This window comes from Rahnella sp. JUb53 (assembly GCF_004346065.1).
In the GTDB taxonomy this organism is placed as follows: Bacteria; Pseudomonadota; Gammaproteobacteria; order Enterobacterales; family Enterobacteriaceae; genus Rahnella; species Rahnella variigena.
This window is the reverse complement of sequence record NZ_SLYT01000003.1, coordinates 444356-465105: the sequence shown is the minus strand read 5'-3', so window position 1 is coordinate 465105 and position 20750 is coordinate 444356. Positions and strand designations below refer to the sequence as shown.

General features: G+C 51.5%; 22 protein-coding genes and 1 tRNA gene. 13 read left to right on the top strand and 10 right to left on the bottom strand.

Annotation, left to right across the window (positions count from 1 at the left end; all coding sequences use genetic code 11):
• Positions 1 to 148: 148 nt before the first annotated feature.
• Positions 149 to 2239, bottom strand: coding sequence for a prolyl oligopeptidase family serine peptidase (locus EC840_RS09895; protein WP_132965132.1), 2091 nt, complete (start codon positions 2237 to 2239; stop codon positions 149 to 151).
• 311 nt (positions 2240 to 2550) lie between these two features.
• On the opposite strand from EC840_RS09895, the gene EC840_RS09890 reads away from it, so the two are divergent.
• Entirely contained in the window at positions 2551 to 2796 is a 246-nt protein-coding gene (locus EC840_RS09890; RefSeq protein ID WP_112287613.1) for a hypothetical protein, read from the top strand.
• Positions 2797 to 2846: 50 nt separating this feature from the next.
• Here EC840_RS09890 and EC840_RS09885 read toward each other — a convergent pair whose 3' ends face one another.
• From EC840_RS09885 to EC840_RS09865, 5 genes are all read right to left on the bottom strand, one after another.
• Positions 2847 to 3365 carry a cupin domain-containing protein gene (locus EC840_RS09885; RefSeq protein WP_120160312.1) on the bottom strand — a complete coding sequence of 173 codons (519 nt, stop codon included), beginning with the start codon at positions 3363 to 3365 and terminating at the stop codon, positions 2847 to 2849.
• Between the two features lie 24 nt (positions 3366 to 3389).
• The gene (locus tag EC840_RS09880) at positions 3390 to 3743 is read right to left on the bottom strand and encodes a hypothetical protein (protein ID WP_112287611.1); all 354 of its coding nucleotides are present in this window, start codon (positions 3741 to 3743) and stop codon (positions 3390 to 3392) included.
• Positions 3744 to 3811: 68 nt separating this feature from the next.
• Complete coding sequence (locus tag EC840_RS09875; protein ID WP_279432770.1) at positions 3812 to 4816, bottom strand: diguanylate cyclase; 1005 nt, start codon at positions 4814 to 4816, stop codon at positions 3812 to 3814.
• A gap of 295 nt (positions 4817 to 5111) precedes the next feature.
• Positions 5112 to 5507 carry a cupin domain-containing protein gene (locus EC840_RS09870; RefSeq protein ID WP_113876250.1) on the bottom strand — a complete coding sequence of 132 codons (396 nt, stop codon included), beginning with the start codon at positions 5505 to 5507 and terminating at the stop codon, positions 5112 to 5114.
• Between the two features lie 210 nt (positions 5508 to 5717).
• Positions 5718 to 6185 carry a winged helix-turn-helix transcriptional regulator gene (locus EC840_RS09865; protein ID WP_243701048.1) on the bottom strand — a complete coding sequence of 156 codons (468 nt, stop codon included), beginning with the start codon at positions 6183 to 6185 and terminating at the stop codon, positions 5718 to 5720.
• A 556-nt stretch (positions 6186 to 6741) separates the two neighbouring features.
• Between EC840_RS09865 and EC840_RS09860 the strand changes: the two genes are divergently transcribed.
• The 6 genes from EC840_RS09860 (at position 6742) to EC840_RS09835 (ending at position 13018) form a co-directional block, all read left to right on the top strand.
• Positions 6742 to 7269, top strand: a complete 528-nt coding sequence (locus EC840_RS09860) for a fimbrial protein (RefSeq protein WP_113876075.1) — start codon at positions 6742 to 6744, stop codon at positions 7267 to 7269.
• Between the two features lie 89 nt (positions 7270 to 7358).
• Positions 7359 to 8036, top strand: a complete 678-nt coding sequence (locus tag EC840_RS09855; RefSeq protein WP_132965128.1) for a molecular chaperone — start codon at positions 7359 to 7361, stop codon at positions 8034 to 8036.
• A 101-nt stretch (positions 8037 to 8137) separates the two neighbouring features.
• A complete protein-coding gene (locus tag EC840_RS09850) occupies positions 8138 to 10720 on the top strand; it encodes a fimbria/pilus outer membrane usher protein (RefSeq protein ID WP_132965126.1) in 2583 nt (860 codons plus the stop codon).
• A gap of 17 nt (positions 10721 to 10737) precedes the next feature.
• Complete coding sequence (locus EC840_RS09845) at positions 10738 to 11745, top strand: fimbrial protein (protein WP_132965123.1); 1008 nt, start codon at positions 10738 to 10740, stop codon at positions 11743 to 11745.
• A gap of 95 nt (positions 11746 to 11840) precedes the next feature.
• On the top strand, positions 11841 to 12287 hold the full coding sequence (locus EC840_RS09840; RefSeq protein ID WP_132965121.1) for a fimbrial protein: 447 nt from the start codon (positions 11841 to 11843) through the stop codon (positions 12285 to 12287).
• A 23-nt stretch (positions 12288 to 12310) separates the two neighbouring features.
• The gene (locus EC840_RS09835; protein WP_232829824.1) at positions 12311 to 13018 is read left to right on the top strand and encodes a helix-turn-helix domain-containing protein; all 708 of its coding nucleotides are present in this window, start codon (positions 12311 to 12313) and stop codon (positions 13016 to 13018) included.
• 4 nt (positions 13019 to 13022) lie between these two features.
• On the opposite strand, the gene EC840_RS09830 is transcribed toward EC840_RS09835, so the two are convergent.
• Positions 13023 to 13589 carry a sugar O-acetyltransferase gene (locus EC840_RS09830; protein ID WP_132965119.1) on the bottom strand — a complete coding sequence of 189 codons (567 nt, stop codon included), beginning with the start codon at positions 13587 to 13589 and terminating at the stop codon, positions 13023 to 13025.
• A 238-nt stretch (positions 13590 to 13827) separates the two neighbouring features.
• Here EC840_RS09830 and EC840_RS09825 point away from each other — a divergent pair, with 238 nt between their 5' ends.
• The 3 genes from EC840_RS09825 (at position 13828) to EC840_RS09815 (ending at position 15685) form a co-directional block, all read left to right on the top strand.
• Positions 13828 to 14541 carry a DUF2461 domain-containing protein gene (locus tag EC840_RS09825; RefSeq protein ID WP_132965118.1) on the top strand — a complete coding sequence of 238 codons (714 nt, stop codon included), beginning with the start codon at positions 13828 to 13830 and terminating at the stop codon, positions 14539 to 14541.
• Positions 14542 to 14694: 153 nt separating this feature from the next.
• Entirely contained in the window at positions 14695 to 15324 is a 630-nt protein-coding gene (locus EC840_RS09820; protein WP_132965115.1) for a DNA-binding protein, read from the top strand.
• Positions 15325 to 15340: 16 nt separating this feature from the next.
• The gene (locus tag EC840_RS09815) at positions 15341 to 15685 is read left to right on the top strand and encodes a DUF1294 domain-containing protein (protein ID WP_132965113.1); all 345 of its coding nucleotides are present in this window, start codon (positions 15341 to 15343) and stop codon (positions 15683 to 15685) included.
• A 2-nt stretch (positions 15686 to 15687) separates the two neighbouring features.
• Here the strand turns inward: EC840_RS09815 and EC840_RS09810 are convergent.
• Positions 15688 to 15764 (bottom strand) — tRNA-Arg (locus EC840_RS09810).
• Between the two features lie 146 nt (positions 15765 to 15910).
• Positions 15911 to 16822: an L-lactate dehydrogenase gene (locus tag EC840_RS09805; RefSeq protein ID WP_132965111.1), complete on the bottom strand. Its 912-nt coding sequence runs from the start codon at positions 16820 to 16822 to the stop codon at positions 15911 to 15913.
• 197 nt (positions 16823 to 17019) lie between these two features.
• Between EC840_RS09805 and folD the strand changes: the two genes are divergently transcribed.
• Positions 17020 to 17892 (top strand): bifunctional methylenetetrahydrofolate dehydrogenase/methenyltetrahydrofolate cyclohydrolase FolD, encoded by an 873-nt coding sequence (gene folD, locus EC840_RS09800; protein WP_095925051.1) that lies wholly within the window; start codon positions 17020 to 17022, stop codon positions 17890 to 17892.
• Between the two features lie 32 nt (positions 17893 to 17924).
• Complete coding sequence (ybcJ, locus tag EC840_RS09795) at positions 17925 to 18143, top strand: ribosome-associated protein YbcJ (protein WP_013576535.1); 219 nt, start codon at positions 17925 to 17927, stop codon at positions 18141 to 18143.
• A gap of 87 nt (positions 18144 to 18230) precedes the next feature.
• On the opposite strand, the gene EC840_RS09790 is transcribed toward ybcJ, so the two are convergent.
• Entirely contained in the window at positions 18231 to 19298 is a 1068-nt protein-coding gene (locus tag EC840_RS09790; protein ID WP_112287596.1) for a DUF1176 domain-containing protein, read from the bottom strand.
• Positions 19299 to 19553: 255 nt separating this feature from the next.
• Here EC840_RS09790 and EC840_RS09785 point away from each other — a divergent pair, with 255 nt between their 5' ends.
• Positions 19554 to 20729 (top strand): DUF3298 domain-containing protein, encoded by a 1176-nt coding sequence (locus EC840_RS09785; protein ID WP_112287595.1) that lies wholly within the window; start codon positions 19554 to 19556, stop codon positions 20727 to 20729.
• The last annotated feature ends 21 nt before the right edge of the window (positions 20730 to 20750 follow it).

The following is a 20750-nucleotide window of genomic DNA, read 5'->3' as shown; positions in this document are numbered from 1 at the left end:
TAAGGCTGAAATAATAAACAAGGAAGGATTGGCGGGGCAATGTTTTTAGGGAGAATATTGGCGGTTAAAACATGTCGAAATATTAACGGGATACCGTAATGGCATCCCGTTTGGCTTAAGTCACCGAATCACTGCATCGGCTTTCTTTCTATGCTTTACGTCCAATGAAGTGCAACAGAAACTCACTCACCATCACGCGCTTAAACGCAGATTGCGCCTTGTCTGCCGCTGCGCTATGCCCCCCGTCGGTATTCTCATAAAAATACACATCCGGGATGCCCATTGCCTGCATTTTGGCGGCCATTTTACGTGCATGGTCAGGTCCGACGCGATCATCGCTGGTGGCAGTGGTTATCAGCACCGGCGGATATTTTTTCGTTGCATCAAGATTATGATACGGCGAAAACTCGCGGATAAACGCCCACTCTTCCGGCTTCTGCGGGTCGCCATATTCGGCAATCCACGAAGCGCCTGCCGAAATTTGCGTATAACGGTACATATCCAGCAGCGCAACTTCACAAACAATCGCCCCGAATAACTCAGGATAACGCGTCAGCATATTGCCGACCAGCAAACCACCGTTGCTGCCACCCTGCGCCGCAAGATGCGCCGGAGAGGTGATGTTGCTGGCGATGAGCGCTTTGGCGACCGAGGCGAAATCCTCATACGCCCGCAGACGTTTTTCTTTCAGTGCCGCTTTATGCCATTCCGGCCCGTATTCACCGCCGCCACGGATATTGGCGACCACAAAGACGCCGCCGCGATCCAGCCACGACACGCCGCTGACGCCGAGATAATACGGATCCAGCGAGACTTCAAAGCCGCCGTAACCATAAAGGAGCGTCGGATTTTGCCCGTTGTACACCACGTCTTTGCGACAGATAACAAAATACGGCACGCGTGTGCCGTCATCAGATTGCGCGAAATGCTGGCTGACCTGATAACGCGATGCATCAAAATGCGACGGATCCTGTTTCAGTAGTTCAGCCTCCACCTCCACGCCGTTATCCAGATTACCGAGTGATAAACTCGCCGGTTGCAGGAACCCGCTGACCGTCACGAAATATTCGTTGGTGTCGTCATCCACGCCCCAGGCATGAATTTTACTCAGCTCCGGCACCTTGCCGAACGGTTCACGCCGCCATTCACCGTTTTCCGGCGTCAGCACTTCGAGGCGATTGACCACATCGTGCGTGATACTGAGGATGATGTGATCGCTGGTCAAGGAATAACCGTTTAACTGGTCGCGGGTTGCCGTCACACCGCTGAGAGACGAATGCGCCCCCGGCATAAACAGCGGTTTCAGCGCGCGTTCCCCGGCCAGAAACGCATCAAAGTTTACGGTCAGCAGTGAGCCGGAAGGCCATGTTTCGCCGTTAATCTGCCATTCGCTGGAAGGCTGGATCAGCAGCCAGTCGCGCCAGGTACTGAATTTGGCATCCGTTGGCAGGTCAATCCGGGTCAGCTCTTTTTGCGCATTGAGCACAAAGGCCTCGCGGTGATAAAAGTCGATAACGCGCACCACAAAATCGCGTTCGAAACCTTTAAAACTGTCGTGATAACCGGCCGCCAGCATGTCTTTCTTATCGGCGCTGAATACCGTTTTGGCTTCTGAGAGCGGTGTGCCGCGCTGCCAGATTTTTACAATGCGCGGATAACCGGAATCGGTCAGCGAGCCTTCGCCAAAGTCGGTGGCGACAAACAGATGGTCGTGATCAATCCAGCCGGTACGGCTTTTGGCGACGGGCAGGAAAAATCCGTCAGAGACAAATTCCAGCGTCCGCAAATCAAACTCACGCACTTCAGAAGCATCGCCGCCATCCGGTGACAGAAAAATCAGCGCACGGTTAAAATCGGGCTTCAGCGCGAACACGCCGTGATACACCCAGTCTTTTCCTTCGGCTTTGCCCAGCGCATCGATGTCCAGCACGGTTTCCCACTTCGGCTGCGGTTTACGAAACTCGTCGAGCGTGGTTCTGCGCAGTAATCCTTTGGGATTCTGTGCATCCTGCCAGAAGTTGTACCAGTCATTGCCGCACTTTGAGACGACCGGGATCTGCTCCGGAGAGTTCAGCCCTAGCAGCACTTTCTCGCGCAGAGGCGTAAATTCACTGCCTTGTGTGAAAGCCGCGAGTGTGATGGCATTTTGTTCGTGCGCCCATTCGAGCGCTTTTTCGTTACGCAATCCTTCCAGCCAGATGAAATCATCCTCCGGCACAGATAATGAATCAGTTGTCATGATGTTCAGCCCTGAAAATCAGAAAGGATTCAGAAATACCTGTTTTATCGTTGTCATTTCAAGTCTTTTTGCTTTCGTTTTTCATTTCCAGGGTTCGTTCCGAATAAATGCATTTTGTCCTAATTAATCCATTATGCGATCTGTGAAAGTTCTTCCTGCCTCTTTTGTGAGTCAGTTCAAGCATTGAACCTATCGGAACGCCTATAAAGAAATCATTACTTTGTGATGACAAAACATGACGGACTTATGAGTTAAAAAAGAGGCAGAAAGACTCACGAGAAATCAGACAGAAACACGAAAGGAGTGAGAATATGGAATGGAAAATCATAGATATCCTGAGCATCCCTCAGACGGGGCTGAAGTATATCTGCATTCAGGCGTTCAGAAATCTGAAGCTGATCCTGTCCGTGGATAACGATTTTACCCTGAAAGCCGGTGATACCTTAGAGATCACGCCGGAAGGTTATTCCCTGAATCATCATCAGGCGCAAAGTCTGAAGATCCACAAGATGATGCCTTATTGTCAGCAACGCTGGCAGTCGCTTTCCATCCAGTAATCACCCGGTGATTATTGAGAAATTAATGGAAAGTACAGAAAGACCGGTTTCTACACCGGTTTTTTTATTTGCTGTCTTCTTACATCGGAAAGACCATCGTGCCCGCCAAATTCCTGCTGCGGAACATCCTGCCAGCGGTCTTTGCGCGTCGCCTCATATTCCTGATTGAGCGGATAATAAATCCGGTTTTCCGGTTTATTGGCTTCACCCACGACCAGCAACCGCACTTCCTCATCCGTGTTATTGATGAAGGTATGGCAAATCCCCGTACCGTGCGGAAACGCTACTGCGTCACCTGCGTTCAGCCGGTGCAATGTGCCGTTGATCCAGGCATCAGGATGCCCTTCCAGCACATACACGAATTCGTCTTCTGCACTTTCCGCGTGGGCATAACAGGTGCGGCGGCCAGGCAACAGGCGTTCATGATGAATGCCAATACGCGTCAGTCCGAGCGTTTTGCCGAGCGGCGCGCCAATCGACATCAGTTCGTCATCGCCAGGATAATTGCCGTCGTCAGCGCCTTCGAGCTCAGTCCAGTGACGGATAAAATCAGGTCTTTCCTTGCTCATAAAACCTCCGAGTCAGTTTTAAACTCAGTAAAGTGAAGGAGACTTCTGCTGTATTGAATAAGAACTTTGGGTCTGAACCGTTTCTTTTGGCAAGCAGGCGAAGCGGATATGCATCGTTTCGCCGTCGTCACTTTCGCCCAGCGTCTGGAATTTGCCGCTGCAGAATTCGAAGATCTTCTTGTAAGTATCCGCGCGACGCTGGCGTTCAAGTATCGAAAACACTGACGTGGTATAGCTCGCCTCGCCCTGTGCAAATGATGCATCGTAATTCGCAGGCCGGTAAGTTTCAGCGCCAACGGGTTTATCAATTGATGAGCATCCTGCCAGAACACCCGTCACTGCAACTGCTGCCACCATCATTATTTTAATATTTTTCATTTTTCATCCGGGAAAATATTTGTTCATTCGTGTATGTCGTTATGTCGCTAATAGTGTATTCAGTATAGTCAGGCGACGGCTTCTGCCCTGCCCGCGCTGCCAATACTGTTTTTACCATTACGTTTTACATTCATCAGCGCACGTTCCGCTGTCGCCAGCCACTGATGATAATCCTCATGATGTTTCGATGTCGCCACACCAATACTCAATGAACACTGAAACCCTTCATCCTGCGATAAACGAATTTCAGACGTTTTCAGTAATAACCGGTAACCGACGGCATAAGCTTCTTCCTCCGAAACGCCCGGCAGAATAACCACAAATTCATCGCCACCCAGAATAGCTGGAAAATCATTCAGCCCCGTTTCCTGACGCAAAATAGCGGAAACCGATCGCAACACATAATCGCCCGCTTCGCGCCCGAACAGATCATTCACCATTTTCAGATCGTCCACGCCCAGCACCATCAGACAGGCCAGGTCATGTTTAGAGCGTTCAAATTCCAGCATCAGTCGCCGGTCAAGTAACCTTCTGTTGGGCAAACCGAGAAATGGATCCATCAGCGCCGATTTCTCCAGCTCATGCTGTTTATCACGCAGCTTTCTTGAGATGGAATAATTGGCTGCGCTGAACGCAATAATGTAAATCGTCGAAAGAGGCAATGTCAGCCATAACGTCCGGTCAGTGACGGTGGTATAGAACGTCATCCCGGTGAATGGCCAGCAAACAATAAATCCGATGCAGTAAAACAGCGCAGCGCGGCGCAGTAATTGCCAGCCTCCGGCAGAGAACCGGTCAGCAATGAGAATTGAGGTGATCACCGCCGAGGGCAGCAAACAAACCCCCATCTGCGCCACCCACGCGCCACCGGCAATCGCATCAAACGCCAGATTTCGAAATTCAGCCTGATTGGGGTGTTTAGACCGCTGGGAAATCATCATCGCGACATGTGGCCAGACAAAGGCATTCAGCGTCAGCAAAGAGACCGCAATCCAGGAAGCCCCCCGTTCCAGAAGAACGGAAAGGATCGGGAAAAAGCACAGAAATGTGCCCAGCATGCGCATAAAGTACATTCGGCGTAAGAAGCGATCTGAACGCTCGCGAACAAGGCTTTCACCAGGAGAATAATATGGCATACCTGAAGCGACTCTTAAGTTGATATCTATTTATAGTAGTCGAGTTGCTTATGAGAGAGCTACAGAAAGCATGGGTTTCAATAGCCCGAACAGCGGGGTTTTTAGGCGTAAATCGGAGGGATTGATCGTTAATGCGCGAATTTAGGTTAAACAACGAAATCCTGACCAGCAATACCGGACAGGATTTGAGTGAACGCAGCCAAAAAACTGCGTCCTGAGGCAGGGTGGAAAATTATTTTGAGTACTGAGCGTCAGTCACTTTTTCCATCCACTCAACCGGGCTGCCGTTCAGAGATTCGGCAATCGCGATGTGGGTCATGGCATTTTCAGGAGTAGCACCGTGCCAGTGTTTTACGCCTTCCGGGATCCACACGATATCGCCGACATTCATCTCACGGATCTCACCGCCTTCTTCCTGCAACCAGCCGCGCCCCTGCGTGATAATCAGCGTCTGACCCAGCGGATGCGTATGCCATGCGGTACGCGCACCCGGCTCGAAAGTCACTGTTGCACCGCCGACGCGGGCGGATTCCGTGCCGCTGAAAGGCGAATCGATACGCACCTTACCGGTGAAATAATTCTCCGGCCCTTTTTGTGAAGGCACAGAACCGCTTTTGGTGATTTTCATTTTATCAGTCATTTCATTCTCCGCTTCGGCACAGACTGTCGCTGGCCGTTTGATTGTCAGGTAACAATATCGCCCTTAGCGGACAGCCACCAGAGGGCTAATCAGAATGGCGTTATGAATTTTATTCATGAATGACTTACGTTAAACCTCACAGGGAGGACTTTGCTTCTTTTAGCAAAAAATAAACGCGGAGATAATCAGAGCAAGCGCTTAATAACGTGAAGGAATACGGTTAATCGTTTTTAAAATGCCTTTTTCCATAGCGATGTAACCCCCGGTTTTCAGTTGCGCGAGAATTTTCATGATGGTACTTCGCGAAAGGAAGGTACGGTTCATCACATAGGACACAACGGTGATATTATTCCTGACCTCCTCCGGTTCATACATCAGCTCATACAGCTGATAACAAATAATTTCATACGAGGACAGCGCAGAAATCTTGGCGCAGTGATCATAAACCCGTGTGGCGGTATAAATTAATAACTGCGCCAGACTGCGCCATAAATTGTTTGCCGAAACAATCTGATTCGCCAGATCGACAGGCAGTGAACTGACCTGCGAATGTTCATGGATGCGGATAAAAAGATAATCCGGATCAGTATATTGGGTACTTATTCCAAATACATAGGGCGCGGATTCAGAATTTAATACCATGCCATCGATTTTACGGTGCAGCATCACGTTGCCGCTGTGTAATAAGAAGCAATTCTTTTGTTTATCAGCGGAATAACTCAGTGAGTCCCTGATATTCGTTTCGAGAATGTGTGAGTCCGGAGAAAGATGTTCGATTAACGTTTCAATTTCTTTCAGAGGCTTTTTGTCTCTGATACTGCAATTATCTGTAAAAAAAGGCTTTATATCTCGTTGCACGTGATTCCCTCCACGAATCTCCAGTACTACCAGGACTTTTCTTGCGCAGGGATTATGCGAAAACCCGTTAAATTATAAAGTTATTTATGGGTGTAAAATTACACTCATAAATATCTTGTATAGATCCTCACACTTCAATCAAAATCGCCGCCAGCAACCGCAGTCATAAGTATTTCCGCATCGGTTTATACCTTAGCGTTTTAGTAAGTTATTTAACTTTCAGCGGAGATTGCTTAGGGCTGCCGGCACTGCAAAAAAACATAACACATCATGGACACTTTGAATTTCAAAGTGATGGGATTTATTTACCCTAAATCCAGCACTTTATTTTCTTAGTCAGATTCATTCATTTAAAGGAATTATTATGAAAAAGAATTTAATCAGTCTCGCTGTTATTACTACCGCTATTTTTTGGGGTACTTCAGCGATGGCGGCAGGCGGTCAGGTGAACTTTACGGGTGAAATTATCGATGCCGGTTGCGACATCGTGAATACCCCAAGCTCTCCGCTGAATGTCGTCATGGGTCAGGTGGCAAAAAGTGAATTTACCGGGGCCGGTTCTACCGCTGCACCGACCAAATTCACCCTGGTGCTGACCAACTGCCCGGCAACTGTCTCTACGGCAAAGATTAAATTTGACGGTTCCAGTGTGAATGGCGATACCAGCCTGCTCGCACTGACTCAGCAAGCAGGCGTAGCGCAAAACGTGGCGATTCAACTGACCGATGACACCAATACTCTGGTGCCACTGTTCACTGAAACCAAAGCGTATCCGCTGACCAGCACCCAGGACAACAATCTGGATTTCATAGCACGTTACATCGCTACGTCCGACACTGTTAATCCGGGCCCTGCTAACTCCGTCGCGAATTTCTCTGTGATTTACAACTGATCCTTCGTCGCCCTTCACCGGGCGACTGAGTTTTACTTCTGGCCGGCAGACACTGCCGGCCAGTATTTCTACGTTATCGGAAATGCATTATGAAAATATTCCCATGCACATTACTGGCCGTGACGCTGGTATGCGCCACATCCGCACAGGCCGGGGTTGTCGTCGGCGGCACGCGTCTGATCTATGACGGTGGCAAGAAGGAGTCTTCACTGAGCGTCAGTAATCCGGACAAAAAACCTTACCTGATCCAGACCTGGGTAGAGGCCGCCGGAACGGGCGCTGAGAAAGCTCCTTTTATGGTCACACCGCCGCTGTTCCGCCTCAACAGCGGACAACAGAACGTGCTTCGCGTTGTTCAGGCCGGTGGCAATCTGCCGTCTGACAAAGAATCCCTGTACTGGATGAATATCAAATCCATTCCTGCGGCGGAAAGTAATGATCATCAAAACACATTACAGATTGCGGTGAAAACCCGCATCAAGCTGATTTACAGGCCAAAAGGCGTGACGGGGGTACCGGAATCCGTGACCGAAAAGCTTCACTGGCAGCGCAACGGGAATACCTTGCAGGTGAGCAATCCGACGCCGTTTTACATGAACTTTATGCAGGTGAAAGTGGGCGGAAAAGACGTGAAGGATGTGACGTTCGTCGCCCCCGGTGGCGCTGCCAGTTTCGCCCTGCCCGCTGGCGCGAATGCAAGTAGCGTCAGCTGGAAAATCATCAGTGATTACGGCGGTATCGGGGATGAGCATACCGCTGCCCTGTAATTCACTTTTGCAAAACCCGTCAGCACAAAACACCTGCGCCCAAACATAAATATGAAGCCAGAAGGCGGCGTTCTCAGCCCTTCCGGCAGGGGAATACATGGATGAATCGCCATAAACAACAGGGAAAGTCCCCATTTTCTCAGCCTTTGAACAGCCTCGCCTGTCTGATCGCCAGCCAGCTGGCCCTTTACGCTGGAACCTCTTTTGCCGTTCAGGCAGGTGAGACCTTTAACCCGGCCTTACTTGAGATTGAAAGCGCGGGTCAGGGCAGCGCCGACCTGTCGGTATTTGAAACAGGCTCAGGTCAGTTACCCGGTACCTATCGCGTTGATATTTATCTCAACAATGAATTGCAGGATACCCGGGACGTGGAGTTCCATACGCAGAAAATGGCCGACGGCTCCACGGTTCTGGCGCCCTGCCTGACCCTCGCACAACTGGAAGACATGGGCATCAGAACGCCGCTGTTTCCTGAGCTGGGCAACGCGCAGACGCCCTGCGCCAATCTGGATGCCATCCCGCAGGGGACAGCCGAATTTCGCTTCAGTGCGCAGCAGCTGTTACTCAGCGTACCGCAGGCGGCGATAACGCAGAAAGCCCGGGGAAATGTACCTGAAACTCAGTGGGATAACGGCATCACTGCCGCGTTGCTCAACTACAACCTGAGCGGCGCGGACAATTCTGCCCGCAGTCACACCGGCACTAACAGCAGTACGCAATACGCCAATTTGCGTCCCGGTCTGAATATCGGGCCGTGGCGGCTGCGTAATTACACCACCTGGGAGCATGACGGCAGCGGCAAAGATAAATGGGATACCGTTTATACCTACGCCACGCGCAGCATTATTTCGCTGAAAAGTCAGATGACGATCGGGGACAGTTCTTCGCCCGCTGACATCTTTGACAGCGTGCCGTTTCGCGGCGTGCAAATGGCATCCGACGATGACATGCTGCCGGAAAGTATGAAGGGATATGCGCCGGTGGTGCGGGGGATTGCGCGCACCAATGCGCAGGTCATCGTGCGCCAGAACGGCTACGTCATCTACCAAAGTTACGTTTCGCCCGGGGCATTTGAAATCGCGGATATGTTCCCGACCGGTGGCTCCGGCGATTTATACGTGACCATTAAAGAAGCCGATGGCAGCGAGCAGTTGCTGGTGGTGCCCTTCGCCTCATTGCCGGTGTTACAACGTGAAGGCCGCCTGAAATACAGTCTGACCGGCGGACAATATCGCGCGTATGACAACAATGTTGACGCGACACCTTTTGGTCAGGGGACGGCTATTTATGGTCTGCCTCATGGTCTGACGGCCTACGGCGGCAGCCAGTTCTCCAGTCACTATCAGTCGGTGACGCTGGGCATGGGCAAGAATCTGGGCGACTTCGGCGCCTTTTCCTCTGATCTGACGCACGCGTGGTCAGCGATGGAAAATCAGCCCCATGTCAGCGGTCAGTCCCTGCGGGTGCGCTACAGCAAAAACATCGTACAGACCGGCACTAACTTCGCGATTGCAGGTTACCGATACTCCACTGACGGTTATTACAACCTGCAGGAAGTGATGGATACCTGGCGGGATCAGAATGCTGAACTGCCTGCCGGACGACGCCGTAACCGCAGTGAAATGACCATGAGTCAAAACCTGTGGCAGGGTGCCGGGTCGTTTTCCCTGAGCTGGATTAGCGAGAATTACTGGAACAGCGGGCGTTCAATGCGCTCAGTCGGGGTCGGCTACAACAACAGCTGGCGCGGGATCAGTTACGGGCTCAATTACAGCTATAACGAAAATGCCAGCAGCAACAGTCACGATGGCACCGACGGAAAACGTGTTTACGACCGGGATCAAATCATCGGTTTTAACATCAGCGTGCCGTTAAGTTTATTCGATGCCCCGGTGTACGCCACTTACAGCTACAACACCAGCGAACAAGGAAATACCACACATACCGTCGGGCTCAACGGTTCGGCGCTTGCTGCCAATAACCTTAACTGGAATGTGCAGGAAGGCTATGGCAGTCAGGGCACGGGAAACAGCGGCAATATGAACGCCGATTACCGGGGTACCTACGGCGAAATGACTGCGGGTTATGCCTATGACCAGAACAGTCGCCGCCTGAACTATGGCCTTCAGGGCGGCATTTTGGCTCATGAAAACGGCATCACGCTCGGCCAGCCGATGGGCGAAACCCTTGCGCTGGTCCAGGCTTCCGGCGCCAGCGGTGTCAGCATCAGCAATCAGCCTGGCGTAAAAACCGACTGGCGCGGTTATGCCATCGTTCCCTACAGCAGTCCGTACCGTAAGAATCTGGTGCAACTGGATACTGAAACATTGCCTGACGATGTTGAACTGCCACAGACCACGCAGACGGTGATCCCGACCCGCGGCGCGGTCGTGCGTGCCCGTTTTGCGGCAAGCGTGGGCCTGCGCATGATGATGACATTGCAGCGCCAGAATGGCTCACCGGTACCTTTCGGTGCCACGGTCAGTGATACGGCGCAGAAAACCGCGCAGGGCTTTATTGTCGGCGACGCCGGACAGGTCTATCTGACCGGCATGGCAGAAAGCGGTTCGCTGCTGGCGAAATGGGGAAACACCCCGGCGGAACAGTGTGCCGTGCATTACAGCCTGGCAAAACCAGCGACAGACTCAACAGGCGTTCAGGTGCTGAACGCGCAATGCAGGTAAGGGAAAGGATACCGATGATGAAAATAATCAAAAAAATAGTGATGCTGGCCGGTTTACTCGCCGGACTGAGTTTTCTTTCACCCGCTGCGCTGGCGGCCAATACCGGTTGCACCAGCTCGCCAAATATTCCGGGTGTCGCAACGCTCGGTAGTATCGCGGTAGATGCCAGCTTACCCGTTGGATCGACCATTCCCGGCACGGAGAAAGTGTTCGCTTTTGCCGGTAACTGCGCGGCAATCAGTGGCGTCCCTCAGGGCGCGGTGATCATCACCTGTTATTACGGTAGCGGGACAGAAATCAGCGGTATGCCCGGCGTTTATAATACCGGCGTCAGCGGCATTGGCATTACGCTGGTCAACTCCGCCGGACAACGTGTCGTGGGGGCGGGCACGAGCTGTGATACCCGCAACACGCCGCTGGGATATATTTCCAGTACGCCCGGAAAAACATTTTCTGTCAGCATGACTCTGGCGCTGGTTAAAACCTCTGCCACCATCGGCACCGGCTCGCTTAACCAGTCGCAGACTAAATTCGGTATCGGCATGTATAACACCGGCTGGGGTCTGGGCAGTTCAACCGACAGCTCCGTTTCTTACGCGGGGAATATTATCTATCGCAGCGTTTCCTGTTCAACGGGAAGTACTGTCCCCGTTCCGCTGGGCGATATCCCGGTGAATGCTTTTACCGGTCCGGGTTCTACCGCAGGCGACAGAAACTTCTTCATTCCGGTGACCTGCGATAATCCGGTCAATATCACAATGAGCATGAGTTCCCCTGCCTATGCGTCTAAACCTGACGGCGTGATGGCTATCACCAGCGGCACCAACAATGCGACAGGCATCGGTGTACAAATGCTTTTCAATAATATGCCGGTGACGTTTGATAATTATTTTCAGGCTGGTGCTATTTCAAATTCAGGTGGCACGCTGAACGCGGCATTTACTGCCCGCTATTATCAGGTCTCAGATACGGTGATCCCGGGGCAAGCTAATGCCTCCGCCACTGTCACACTGGCGTATCAATAATGAAAATGAACGTGCAGAGATTTAAAATCTTACTCGCAGCCGGCTTTGCATTACCCGTGATTTTGTTTTCAAATCAGGTAAGGGCTACCGATCTCGTGAATATCAACGTCACGGGGAATATCGTTGCCGCGCCCTGCTCCGTCGATACCGGTTCGGTCAGCCGGACAGTAAACTTCGGGCAATTACTCGGAACAGATTTACGTACTGCGGGCGCCGCTTCGGACTGGAAGCCCTTTCAGGTCAGACTGAACAATTGTCCCGCGACCACCCTCAGTGCAACCGCCACCTTTAGCGGCGCAGTATATCCGGGCGATCCGACACTCTTTCTAAACAGCGGTTCTGCCGCCAATGTGGCGATTCAGGTGGTGGATGACGCCACAAAATCCAGCGTAAAAGGCAGCGGCAGTACAATGACGGTCGGTATTGATCCGGTTCAGCACAACGCCATTTTCGCCCTGGCCGGACGGGTTATCGCCCCCGCGGGCAGTGCCGGTTCGGGGGATATTAACAGCGTGATGCTCATGACGTTTACTTATCAGTAACGTTTAAATCCACTGGCGCAGTGGTGCCCGACCTGCAGAGAATTGTGCTAAATTTAAAAGAATTCTCTGTCACCCTGGCACTTGCAATGAAAGACCCTACGACGCTGAAAAGTGAACACGATACAAGCCTGCTCTATGCGACGGCAGCACTGTTTGAGAAACTCAGCCCGTATCTGGAATTCAATATAGTTCCTGCTCAGACGCGCTTTGATTTATTCAAAAACGGTACGTCATATTGTTATTTCGTCCGCAATGGCTGGTTCAGCATTCATCACAGTGCCGATCCTGTTTTACTTGGCACATTACAGTTACCGGGCATTATCGGTATAGGCGGTGCGATACCGGAATCAGCGGGTTTATATATTGAATCGAAGGTAGAATCAGAAGTGGCGATGACTACCGTTCCAGAAATGCACGCATTAATTAATGAGCTTGATTTATGGGAGATGTTATCCAAACATATTTTCAGAATGACCGGCAGTATATTCACCAAAGGTGTATTGCTCACCGGTAATTCATCTTATGAAATCATTCGTTTTCATCTGATTGAACTGATGAATGAACCCGAGGAAATTCGTAATATTACCGTCGCCGTAACCTATGTTCAGCAAAAGACACGTCTTTCCCGCAGTACTATCATGAAAATGCTCGCCCAGTTAAAACAAGGTGGCTATGTCACCCTGGAAAACGGCATTCTCAAAAAAGTACATAAACTGCCCCTGAAATACTGAACAGTCAGTCAGCCCCCTGCGCATTATCACGAATTATCCGGCAAGGGTTGCCACAGGCGATTGCGCCCGCAGGTACAGAGCGGGTCACCACACTGCCAGCGCCGACCGTGCAACCATCACCCAGCGTCACGCCAGGCAAAATTATGCATCCGCCGCCAATCCAGACATCGTTCCCGATACTCACCGGCTGTGCGCTGCCAATATGTTCACGCCGCAGGTCAATATCCAGCGGATGTTGTGCGGTATAAATCTGCACGTCAGGCCCGATGAAAACGTTATTTCCTATCGTGACCGGTGCGCAATCGAGCAGAACAAAATTGAAATTGATGAAAACATTATTGCCGAGCGTGGTATTGATACCGTAATCAATGCGCATGCCTTTTTCGAAATGAACATTGCTTCCCACCTCACCAAAAATCGTTCTTATCAGCGCATCTTTCTCAGGCGCCTGGCGGGCACTCAGCGCATTAAATTCATCCACTTTATCGCGGGTCTGATAACGAATTTCACGTAATTCCGCATCATTGATTTGGTAATCCAAACCTTGGATCATTTTTTCTAATTCACGCATTAGCTGCTCCCTGAAAGTATTCAGCGATTACGATAACCGAAAGTTTCCAGCAGAGTAAGAGCAGGAAAGGCGCATCTATACACCATCCTGCTGCGCCGGATTTTTTGTGATCGGGATCACCCTGGACAAATGAGCCTTATTGAAGGGAAAATATTTTACTTTTCAGTTTGCACTGAGTCGTGTCTGGCGTCAGGATTTACCCTGATTTCCTATTGGCAGTGATAAAGGCTTACCGATAATGACGACTCAGACACCTAAAACGCCGGTTGCGGCAGGGACAATTTTTAGCGCCGCCGGTCTGCAATTTCTGAATAAACTCGCGCAGAACAACACCCGTGACTGGTTTAAGGCTAATCAGGACGAATACGAGAACACGCTGAGAACCCCGGCGCTGCACTTTATCGAGCAGATGCAGCCAGAGATTGTCGCCATTTCTCCGAGGCTGACTGCCGTCGCTAAGAAAGTCGGTGGCAGCCTGATGCGCCCGCAGCGCGACAGCCGGTTCAGCAAAGATAAAACGCCTTACAAAACCAATGTCGGCATTCAGTTTCGTCATTTTCAGGGCAAAGACGTTCACGCTCCCGGCCTCTATCTGCACATCGCCGAAGACGGTTGTTTTATTGCGGCGGGGATCTGGCATCCGGAATCGAAAGCCTTAAACGCCATCCGGGCGTGCATTGACGAGAACCCGAATGCCTATCAAAAAGCCCTTAAGACATTGCACGATAACGGGTTTGCAATGGATGGCGACAGCCTGATCCGTCCGCCAAGAGGCTACGACAATAACCACCCGCTGTTAGCTGAATTAAAACGCAAAGATTATATCGCGATCAAAAATATCGCCTTTGAAGACTTGTGCAGGCCAGATGTTGTCGATTTTTGTGCAGAACAGTTCAGGCATTGTGCGCCACTGATGGCCTATTTATGTTTTGCGCTGGAACTCGATTTCTAAGGCAGTATTTCTAGCCAGCAGGAAATGGCGTGATGCGTTCCGGAGACATATTCTGTCCTCGCAGTGAGGCCTTCGTGAAGGCTTCCGGTGATGACCTGTCGCTGGTATAAAGTAATCAACCGATACTGAAATGTGACCAGAAGGGAATTTGGTGTGACCGGACGCATTGACTACCAGATTGAAAAATACCATTTTTCTGAAGCGGCAGAATCCCCTCGCCTTATCCAGCAATGGAAAGATGTGATTGCCGAATGTCAGGAAAATAACGCGGGCGCCGCAGAGCGCCTGCGTATCGCCCTGCTCAATGTGGACTATGTCACCAGCTTTGAGCTGCCTTTCCGGCTTTTGCTTACCCGCGCGCCCCAGCTCATTGACAGCGTGCGCGATGAATTGCAACTCAGTCAGAAAAATGTCCTGTTTAATGGCAAACGCTTCGGCTGCGTCTACAGCCTCAAAATGGATCTGGGCGGGATACCCGATGAGTTTCAATACCGTCTTACGACCCGTATCCGGCGCATCGATGCGACAGGAACAACGGAAGCCACTTACCGGGAAATCGCGCAACAAACCAAAGTGCCACGCGATCGTCTCCGGTTAGCACTGGAAGCCGGGCTGGAGGTCAATCCGCTGGACGGACTGTTCTGGTTCGGACTTCAGCGTATTGCGGCTGATGTTTTACGGCTGAGAAAAACGGGAATGGCGATAGCAACGTCTGAAATCGAGGTATTTGATACGCTGACCGGGACGACAAGGCGCATTCCGGCGTACAGGCTGAAGGCGTAGTTATGCAGTCAACACTATGAATTTTAAACATTTAATCTATCTGTTGCTGATAACCGCAGCGGCTGGCAGCGCCTGTTCCCCCCACCCTTTTGTGATGTGGTTCTTAATCGTCAATCTGCTGACGCTGGTCTTTTACGGTGTGGACAAACGAGCAGCCTGTCACTCGACGAGCAGAGTTCCTGAATTCACCTTGCTGCTGCTTGGTTTTGCCGGTGGCTGGATTGGAGCGATTGTTGGCCAGCAGCTTTTTCGACATAAAACGAAAAAACAGCCTTTTAAAACCTGGTTCGCCATCAGTGTGATAGTGAATCTGGTGGTAGTGGCGGGTGTGAGCTGGCTGATGAAGGATTTATTTCTTTGAAATGGTACGCCCTACAGGGCTCGAACCTGTGACCTACGGCTTAGAAGGCCGTTGCTCTATCCAACTGAGCTAAGGGCGCATTGCTTGTCCCTTTCGGGAGCGTTGCGGGTTCGGATTATACGGGCAGACCGGGATGAGTCAATGGCTTTCGAACTCTCTGCTTAATGCCTGAACAATTTGCAGATATTCCCGGACCGCCTTGCAACGTTATGTGACGGGTGTTGGCTATTTTTCAGATTTCAGCGCTGCCGCGATAACGCGGGCAGAAGCGTGATACGCCACACCTTCGTAAGCGGTCAGTTCCGGTTGCAGCGTTTGCACAATACCTTTTTTGCCGATGACCGCCGGCTGGCCGATATAAACACCCAGTTCTTCGTCCCAGGCCGTAACCGGCCAGACGCTGCGCGCATCGGACAAGATCGCATCCACCAGTCGCGCCGTCGCGGTGGCGATACCAAAACTGGTCCAGCCCTTCCCTTGCAGGATTTCCCAGCCACCGCCGCGCACGGCATCGTTCATTTTTGCCCAGTCGACGTCACGATCGCCCGCCAGTTCTGCCACAGGACGGCCGCCGAGTGTCACGGTGCTCCAGGCGACAAACTGCGATTCGCCGTGCTCACCCATGACATAGCCGGTCACGCTTTTCGGATCGATGCCAAAAAACTCGCCGACCACGCGTTTCATGCGCGCGGTATCCAGCGACGTGCCGGTGCCGAACACCTGCGTGTCCGGGAATCCGCTGGTCTGCTGAATAATTTGCGTAATAACATCGCACGGATTGGTGATGTTCAGGATAACGCCGCCGAAACCGCTGGCAATCACGCGCGGGATAACTTCACGCACGGCGGCACGGGTCTCAGCGAGTTCTTCCAGACGATCTTCACGCAGTAAGGTTTTCGGGCCGATGGCGATGACTAAAACGTCGGCATCACGCAGTTCGCTGTAATCGTTGGCGATGACCTGCACGCGTGAAGAGATCAGCGACGCCATATCACGCAACTCCAGCGCCTGACTGGCCGCTTTAGGTTCGTTCTCATCGAGCAAGACAATCACGTCACACAACCCCTGCGTGACCAGAGAGAATGCAACATCAGCGCCCACATGACCGGCACCGATGATCCCCACTTTGCGTGTCATTTGTTTCTTTCCTTATGATTTAAAAAGAGTCATATCTAAAATAGACACTTTTTTCGCCACTGTCTCAGGTTAAATTCTCACCCGTAATTCTCACCCGTTTAAACAAGTTATTCGCATTCAACGCCTGACAGCGCCCGCCGCTTCTGACAAAATAGGCGCATCCCCCTGCATTTATTAATTGATGGATTTATTCCCTGATGGCAGCAAAGATTATTGACGGTAAAACGATTGCGCAGCAAGTCAGAAGCGAAGTTGCGGCGCGTGTTCAACAACGACTGGCCGAAGGAAAACGTGCGCCGGGTCTGGCTGTGGTACTGGTAGGTGAAAACCCGGCATCGCAGATTTATGTCGCCAGCAAACGCCGTTCGTGTGAAGAGGTCGGGTTCATCTCGCGGTCTTACGATTTGCCTGCAACCACTACCGAAGGCGAGTTGCTGGATCTGATTGAAAAGCTCAATAACGACAGCGAAATCGACGGCATTCTGGTGCAACTTCCTCTGCCCGCCGGTATCGATAACATTAAAGTGCTGGAACGCATTCATCCGGACAAAGACGTCGACGGTTTCCATCCGTATAACGTTGGCCGTCTGTGCCAGCGCGCGCCAACGCTGCGCCCTTGTACGCCGCGTGGCATCGTGACGCTGCTCGAGCGTTACGGTATCGATACCTTCGGTCTGAACGCGGTGGTGATCGGCGCTTCCAACATTGTTGGGCGTCCGATGAGTATGGAATTACTGCTGGCCGGTTGCACCACCACCGTTACGCACCGTTTCACCAAAAATTTGCGACATCATGTTGAGAATGCCGATCTGGTGGTTGTCGCGGTCGGTAAACCGGGCTTTATTCCCGGCGAATGGATTAAACCGGGCGCGATTGTCATTGATGTCGGTATTAACCGCCTGGAAAGTGGTAAAGTTGTCGGCGATGTGGAATATGATGCCGCCGCTGAGCGCGCTTCCTTTATCACACCGGTGCCGGGCGGCGTTGGCCCGATGACGGTCGCGACGCTGATTCAGAATACCTTGCAGGCGTGCGAGGAATATCACGACATCAGCGCCAGTAAGCCTTAAACAATTCGCACTACACAAAAAGTCAGGAACACATGGAAACTTTCTTTCTCGAAAAGCACCCGCACGTAGAACTGTGCGACCTGCTCAAATTTATGGGCTGGTGTGACAGCGGCGGTACTGCGAAAGCAGTGATTGCTGAAGGCCAGGTCAAGGTCAACGGTAAAGTCGAAACCCGTAAGCGCTGCAAAATCGTTGCTGATATGAACGTTGAGTTCGCCAGCAACAAAGTCGTGGTGAAAGCGTCCGAATAAACTTTCCGGCGACGTAACACTGCAAAAGAAAATGCCCTGCAAGCGAAAGCTCACAGGGCATTTTTTTATTCTCAGTTTGTGCCGGGGTTACGGTTGAGTCACCCAAAGTACCGGCCATTCTCCGCCGCTGCTGTACCCGTCGCAGCTGGGTTCAGAAGCAAACGCCGCCAGACGGAACGCTTTACCATCAAATATCCAGCGCGATGAAACACCACAATCCCCTATACCCCGCCCTTTGTCATAGGTCGAAAGCGTGCCGGTTTTAGGATCGAAATCTGCATTGATCAGCTCAGGTGATCCCTCATCCTCGCCCAGTTTAAACGGCATATTCAGCGCCAGATCGTCCATCTTATAAGGCGCCTGCCGGTTCACCAGAAAACCCAGCGCGAAGAGGTTATACGCACCCATATCGCAATTGACGGTCATCAGGGCCTTGTCGCTGCTCAAGGCAAAAATATGCACCTCACGTTCAGAAGGATCCAGGCTGCAATCGTTATTCTCAATCGTGGTCGCCGCGTTTTGCGTGATGGCTGAGATTTCAGATTCGGTTAACGCCTGCGGTTCACTGAAATGCGGCAGAACCGGCGCGGAAGGGATCGGTGGTACGGTATTTACCGGTTTTGTGCCGCGGTTAGCCCACGCCGTTTTAGTACCGACGCGCCCCTGCTGGGCATCGATCGCCAGTAATGCGGCTTTTATGCCTTTCAGGGAAATCACCGGAGGCACCGGTTGTGCCGGATCCGCTTTACCCGCCAGCGAAATTGCGCTGCCTTCGCGAATGGCGGCGATAAAATCATTCACTACCAGACGATTATTTGTGGAAAGATGTTTTTTACTGACATCCCATTCACGGTGATTAAAGCTCAGGGTTTTGCCGTTCATTTGCAGGCGTCCGGCAACCGGCGCATCTGCACTTTGTTCATCGCTGTTACGCTGATAATCAATGCTGACGGAGGATTTTCCTTCCGGTCCGGCTTCACGACTGATTTTCATCACCAGTTCCTGGCCGTCCTGAGAATTGCGCGCGACACAGTGGTTAAGGTTGTCACAACTGACCTGCCAGTCGCTATAAATGGCCTGTAAGGGCTCAGCCTGCGTGCTAAAAGCCAGCAGCGTGCCCAGCAGGCATAAAGGGGCGGTTATCCATCTGCACATTATGAGTTTCAACTCTGTTTGGATTTATCTTTCTGATAATAGCGTAACACCCGGCAAGAGACTGCCAACAATGCAGCATTTTTTATTCGAAATAAGAAAGAGATACCCCGCCCGATCGGGCTTTTACAGAGGATAATTTTTCGCCGGATATGAAATCACGTAATGGTGACGTAACGAAACATTCAGTACACTGGCAAAGCCAATAACGAAAAATAATGGCGTAAAGGATGACTTTCATTTCTCCGGGAGATTCAGATGAAGTTATGGATTTGGCTGATAGCCGTGTTTTCACTGCCTGCGCTGGCTGAAGAGCCGCCGGTGGTGTACTCCGGCACGCTAGGTAAAACCAGCATTGTGCTCGAACTGGATTTAAATAAACCAGACGAAGTCACTGGCCGGTATTTCTATCAGAAATATCATTTAGATTTACCCCTCAACGGTGCGCTGGATGGTCAGGAACTGAAACTTCAGGAAGGTCTGGACGATTTTGACGATACGCCACGTCCTGAGCTGACCCTGACGAAAGATGAGAATGGCGGCTGGCAAGGTAACTGGACCAATCCGCAAGGAAAAACATTGCCGGTGAAACTGCAACCGGTGCAAATGCCCGCAGCAGCCACGGACGACGGCTACCTGAGCGCGCTTATTCATACCGATCCTTACGAGTATCTGCGGTTATCTGCGCTGCAACTCAAAGCGGGTAAAAACGAGAATTTCATGGGCTACCAGCTGCAATGGTGGACGGAGCCGCAGTCGAAAATCAGCTTCTTTGAAATTGTCTCAGGCTATCCGGAAACGGAAATACAGGCGATTAACCAGAAATTGCGTACCCGCTTGTGGCAGGAAGTCAGCGGCTGGCATGCCTGTATGCTGGGCGCAAGCCGGTTTGGTCAGGGTGAATATCAGCAGACCGTCACACCGGAATACCTGAGTGATGAAATCGTCAGTGTCAGCGTGTTTACCTCGTATGATTGTGGCGGTGCGCATCCTGATTTCGGCGAATCGCCGGTCAACCTCAATGCCAAAACCGCAGAAACACTGACGCTGGAAGATGTGGTATGGGTTGGCGAAGGCGCGCCTTTCCATTATCTGAATGCGGAAGACCGTACCCTGACGGGCAAAAATGACGTGGATTTTGATACGTTTGCGGATTATCGCGATAAGAAATGGGCGCCGTGGCTGGTGAAGCAGCTGACGGCTGCGTATCCGGAGCAAATGAAAAAGCCGACCGAAGAAAGTGATGATGATTGTGATTACTCGGATACTTCTGTCTGGCAATTCCCGGCGTGGTATTTCACGAAGAAAGGACTGTATTTTGACCCGACGTTCGCCCGCGTTTTGCGTTCATGCGAAGGTCCGGAATGGTCGGTTCTGCCGTGGTCTGCGATGAAAGGTCACGCGGGTAGCGTCGCCATCAGTCAGGAACACTAAAAGACGAAAGGCACCGTCGGT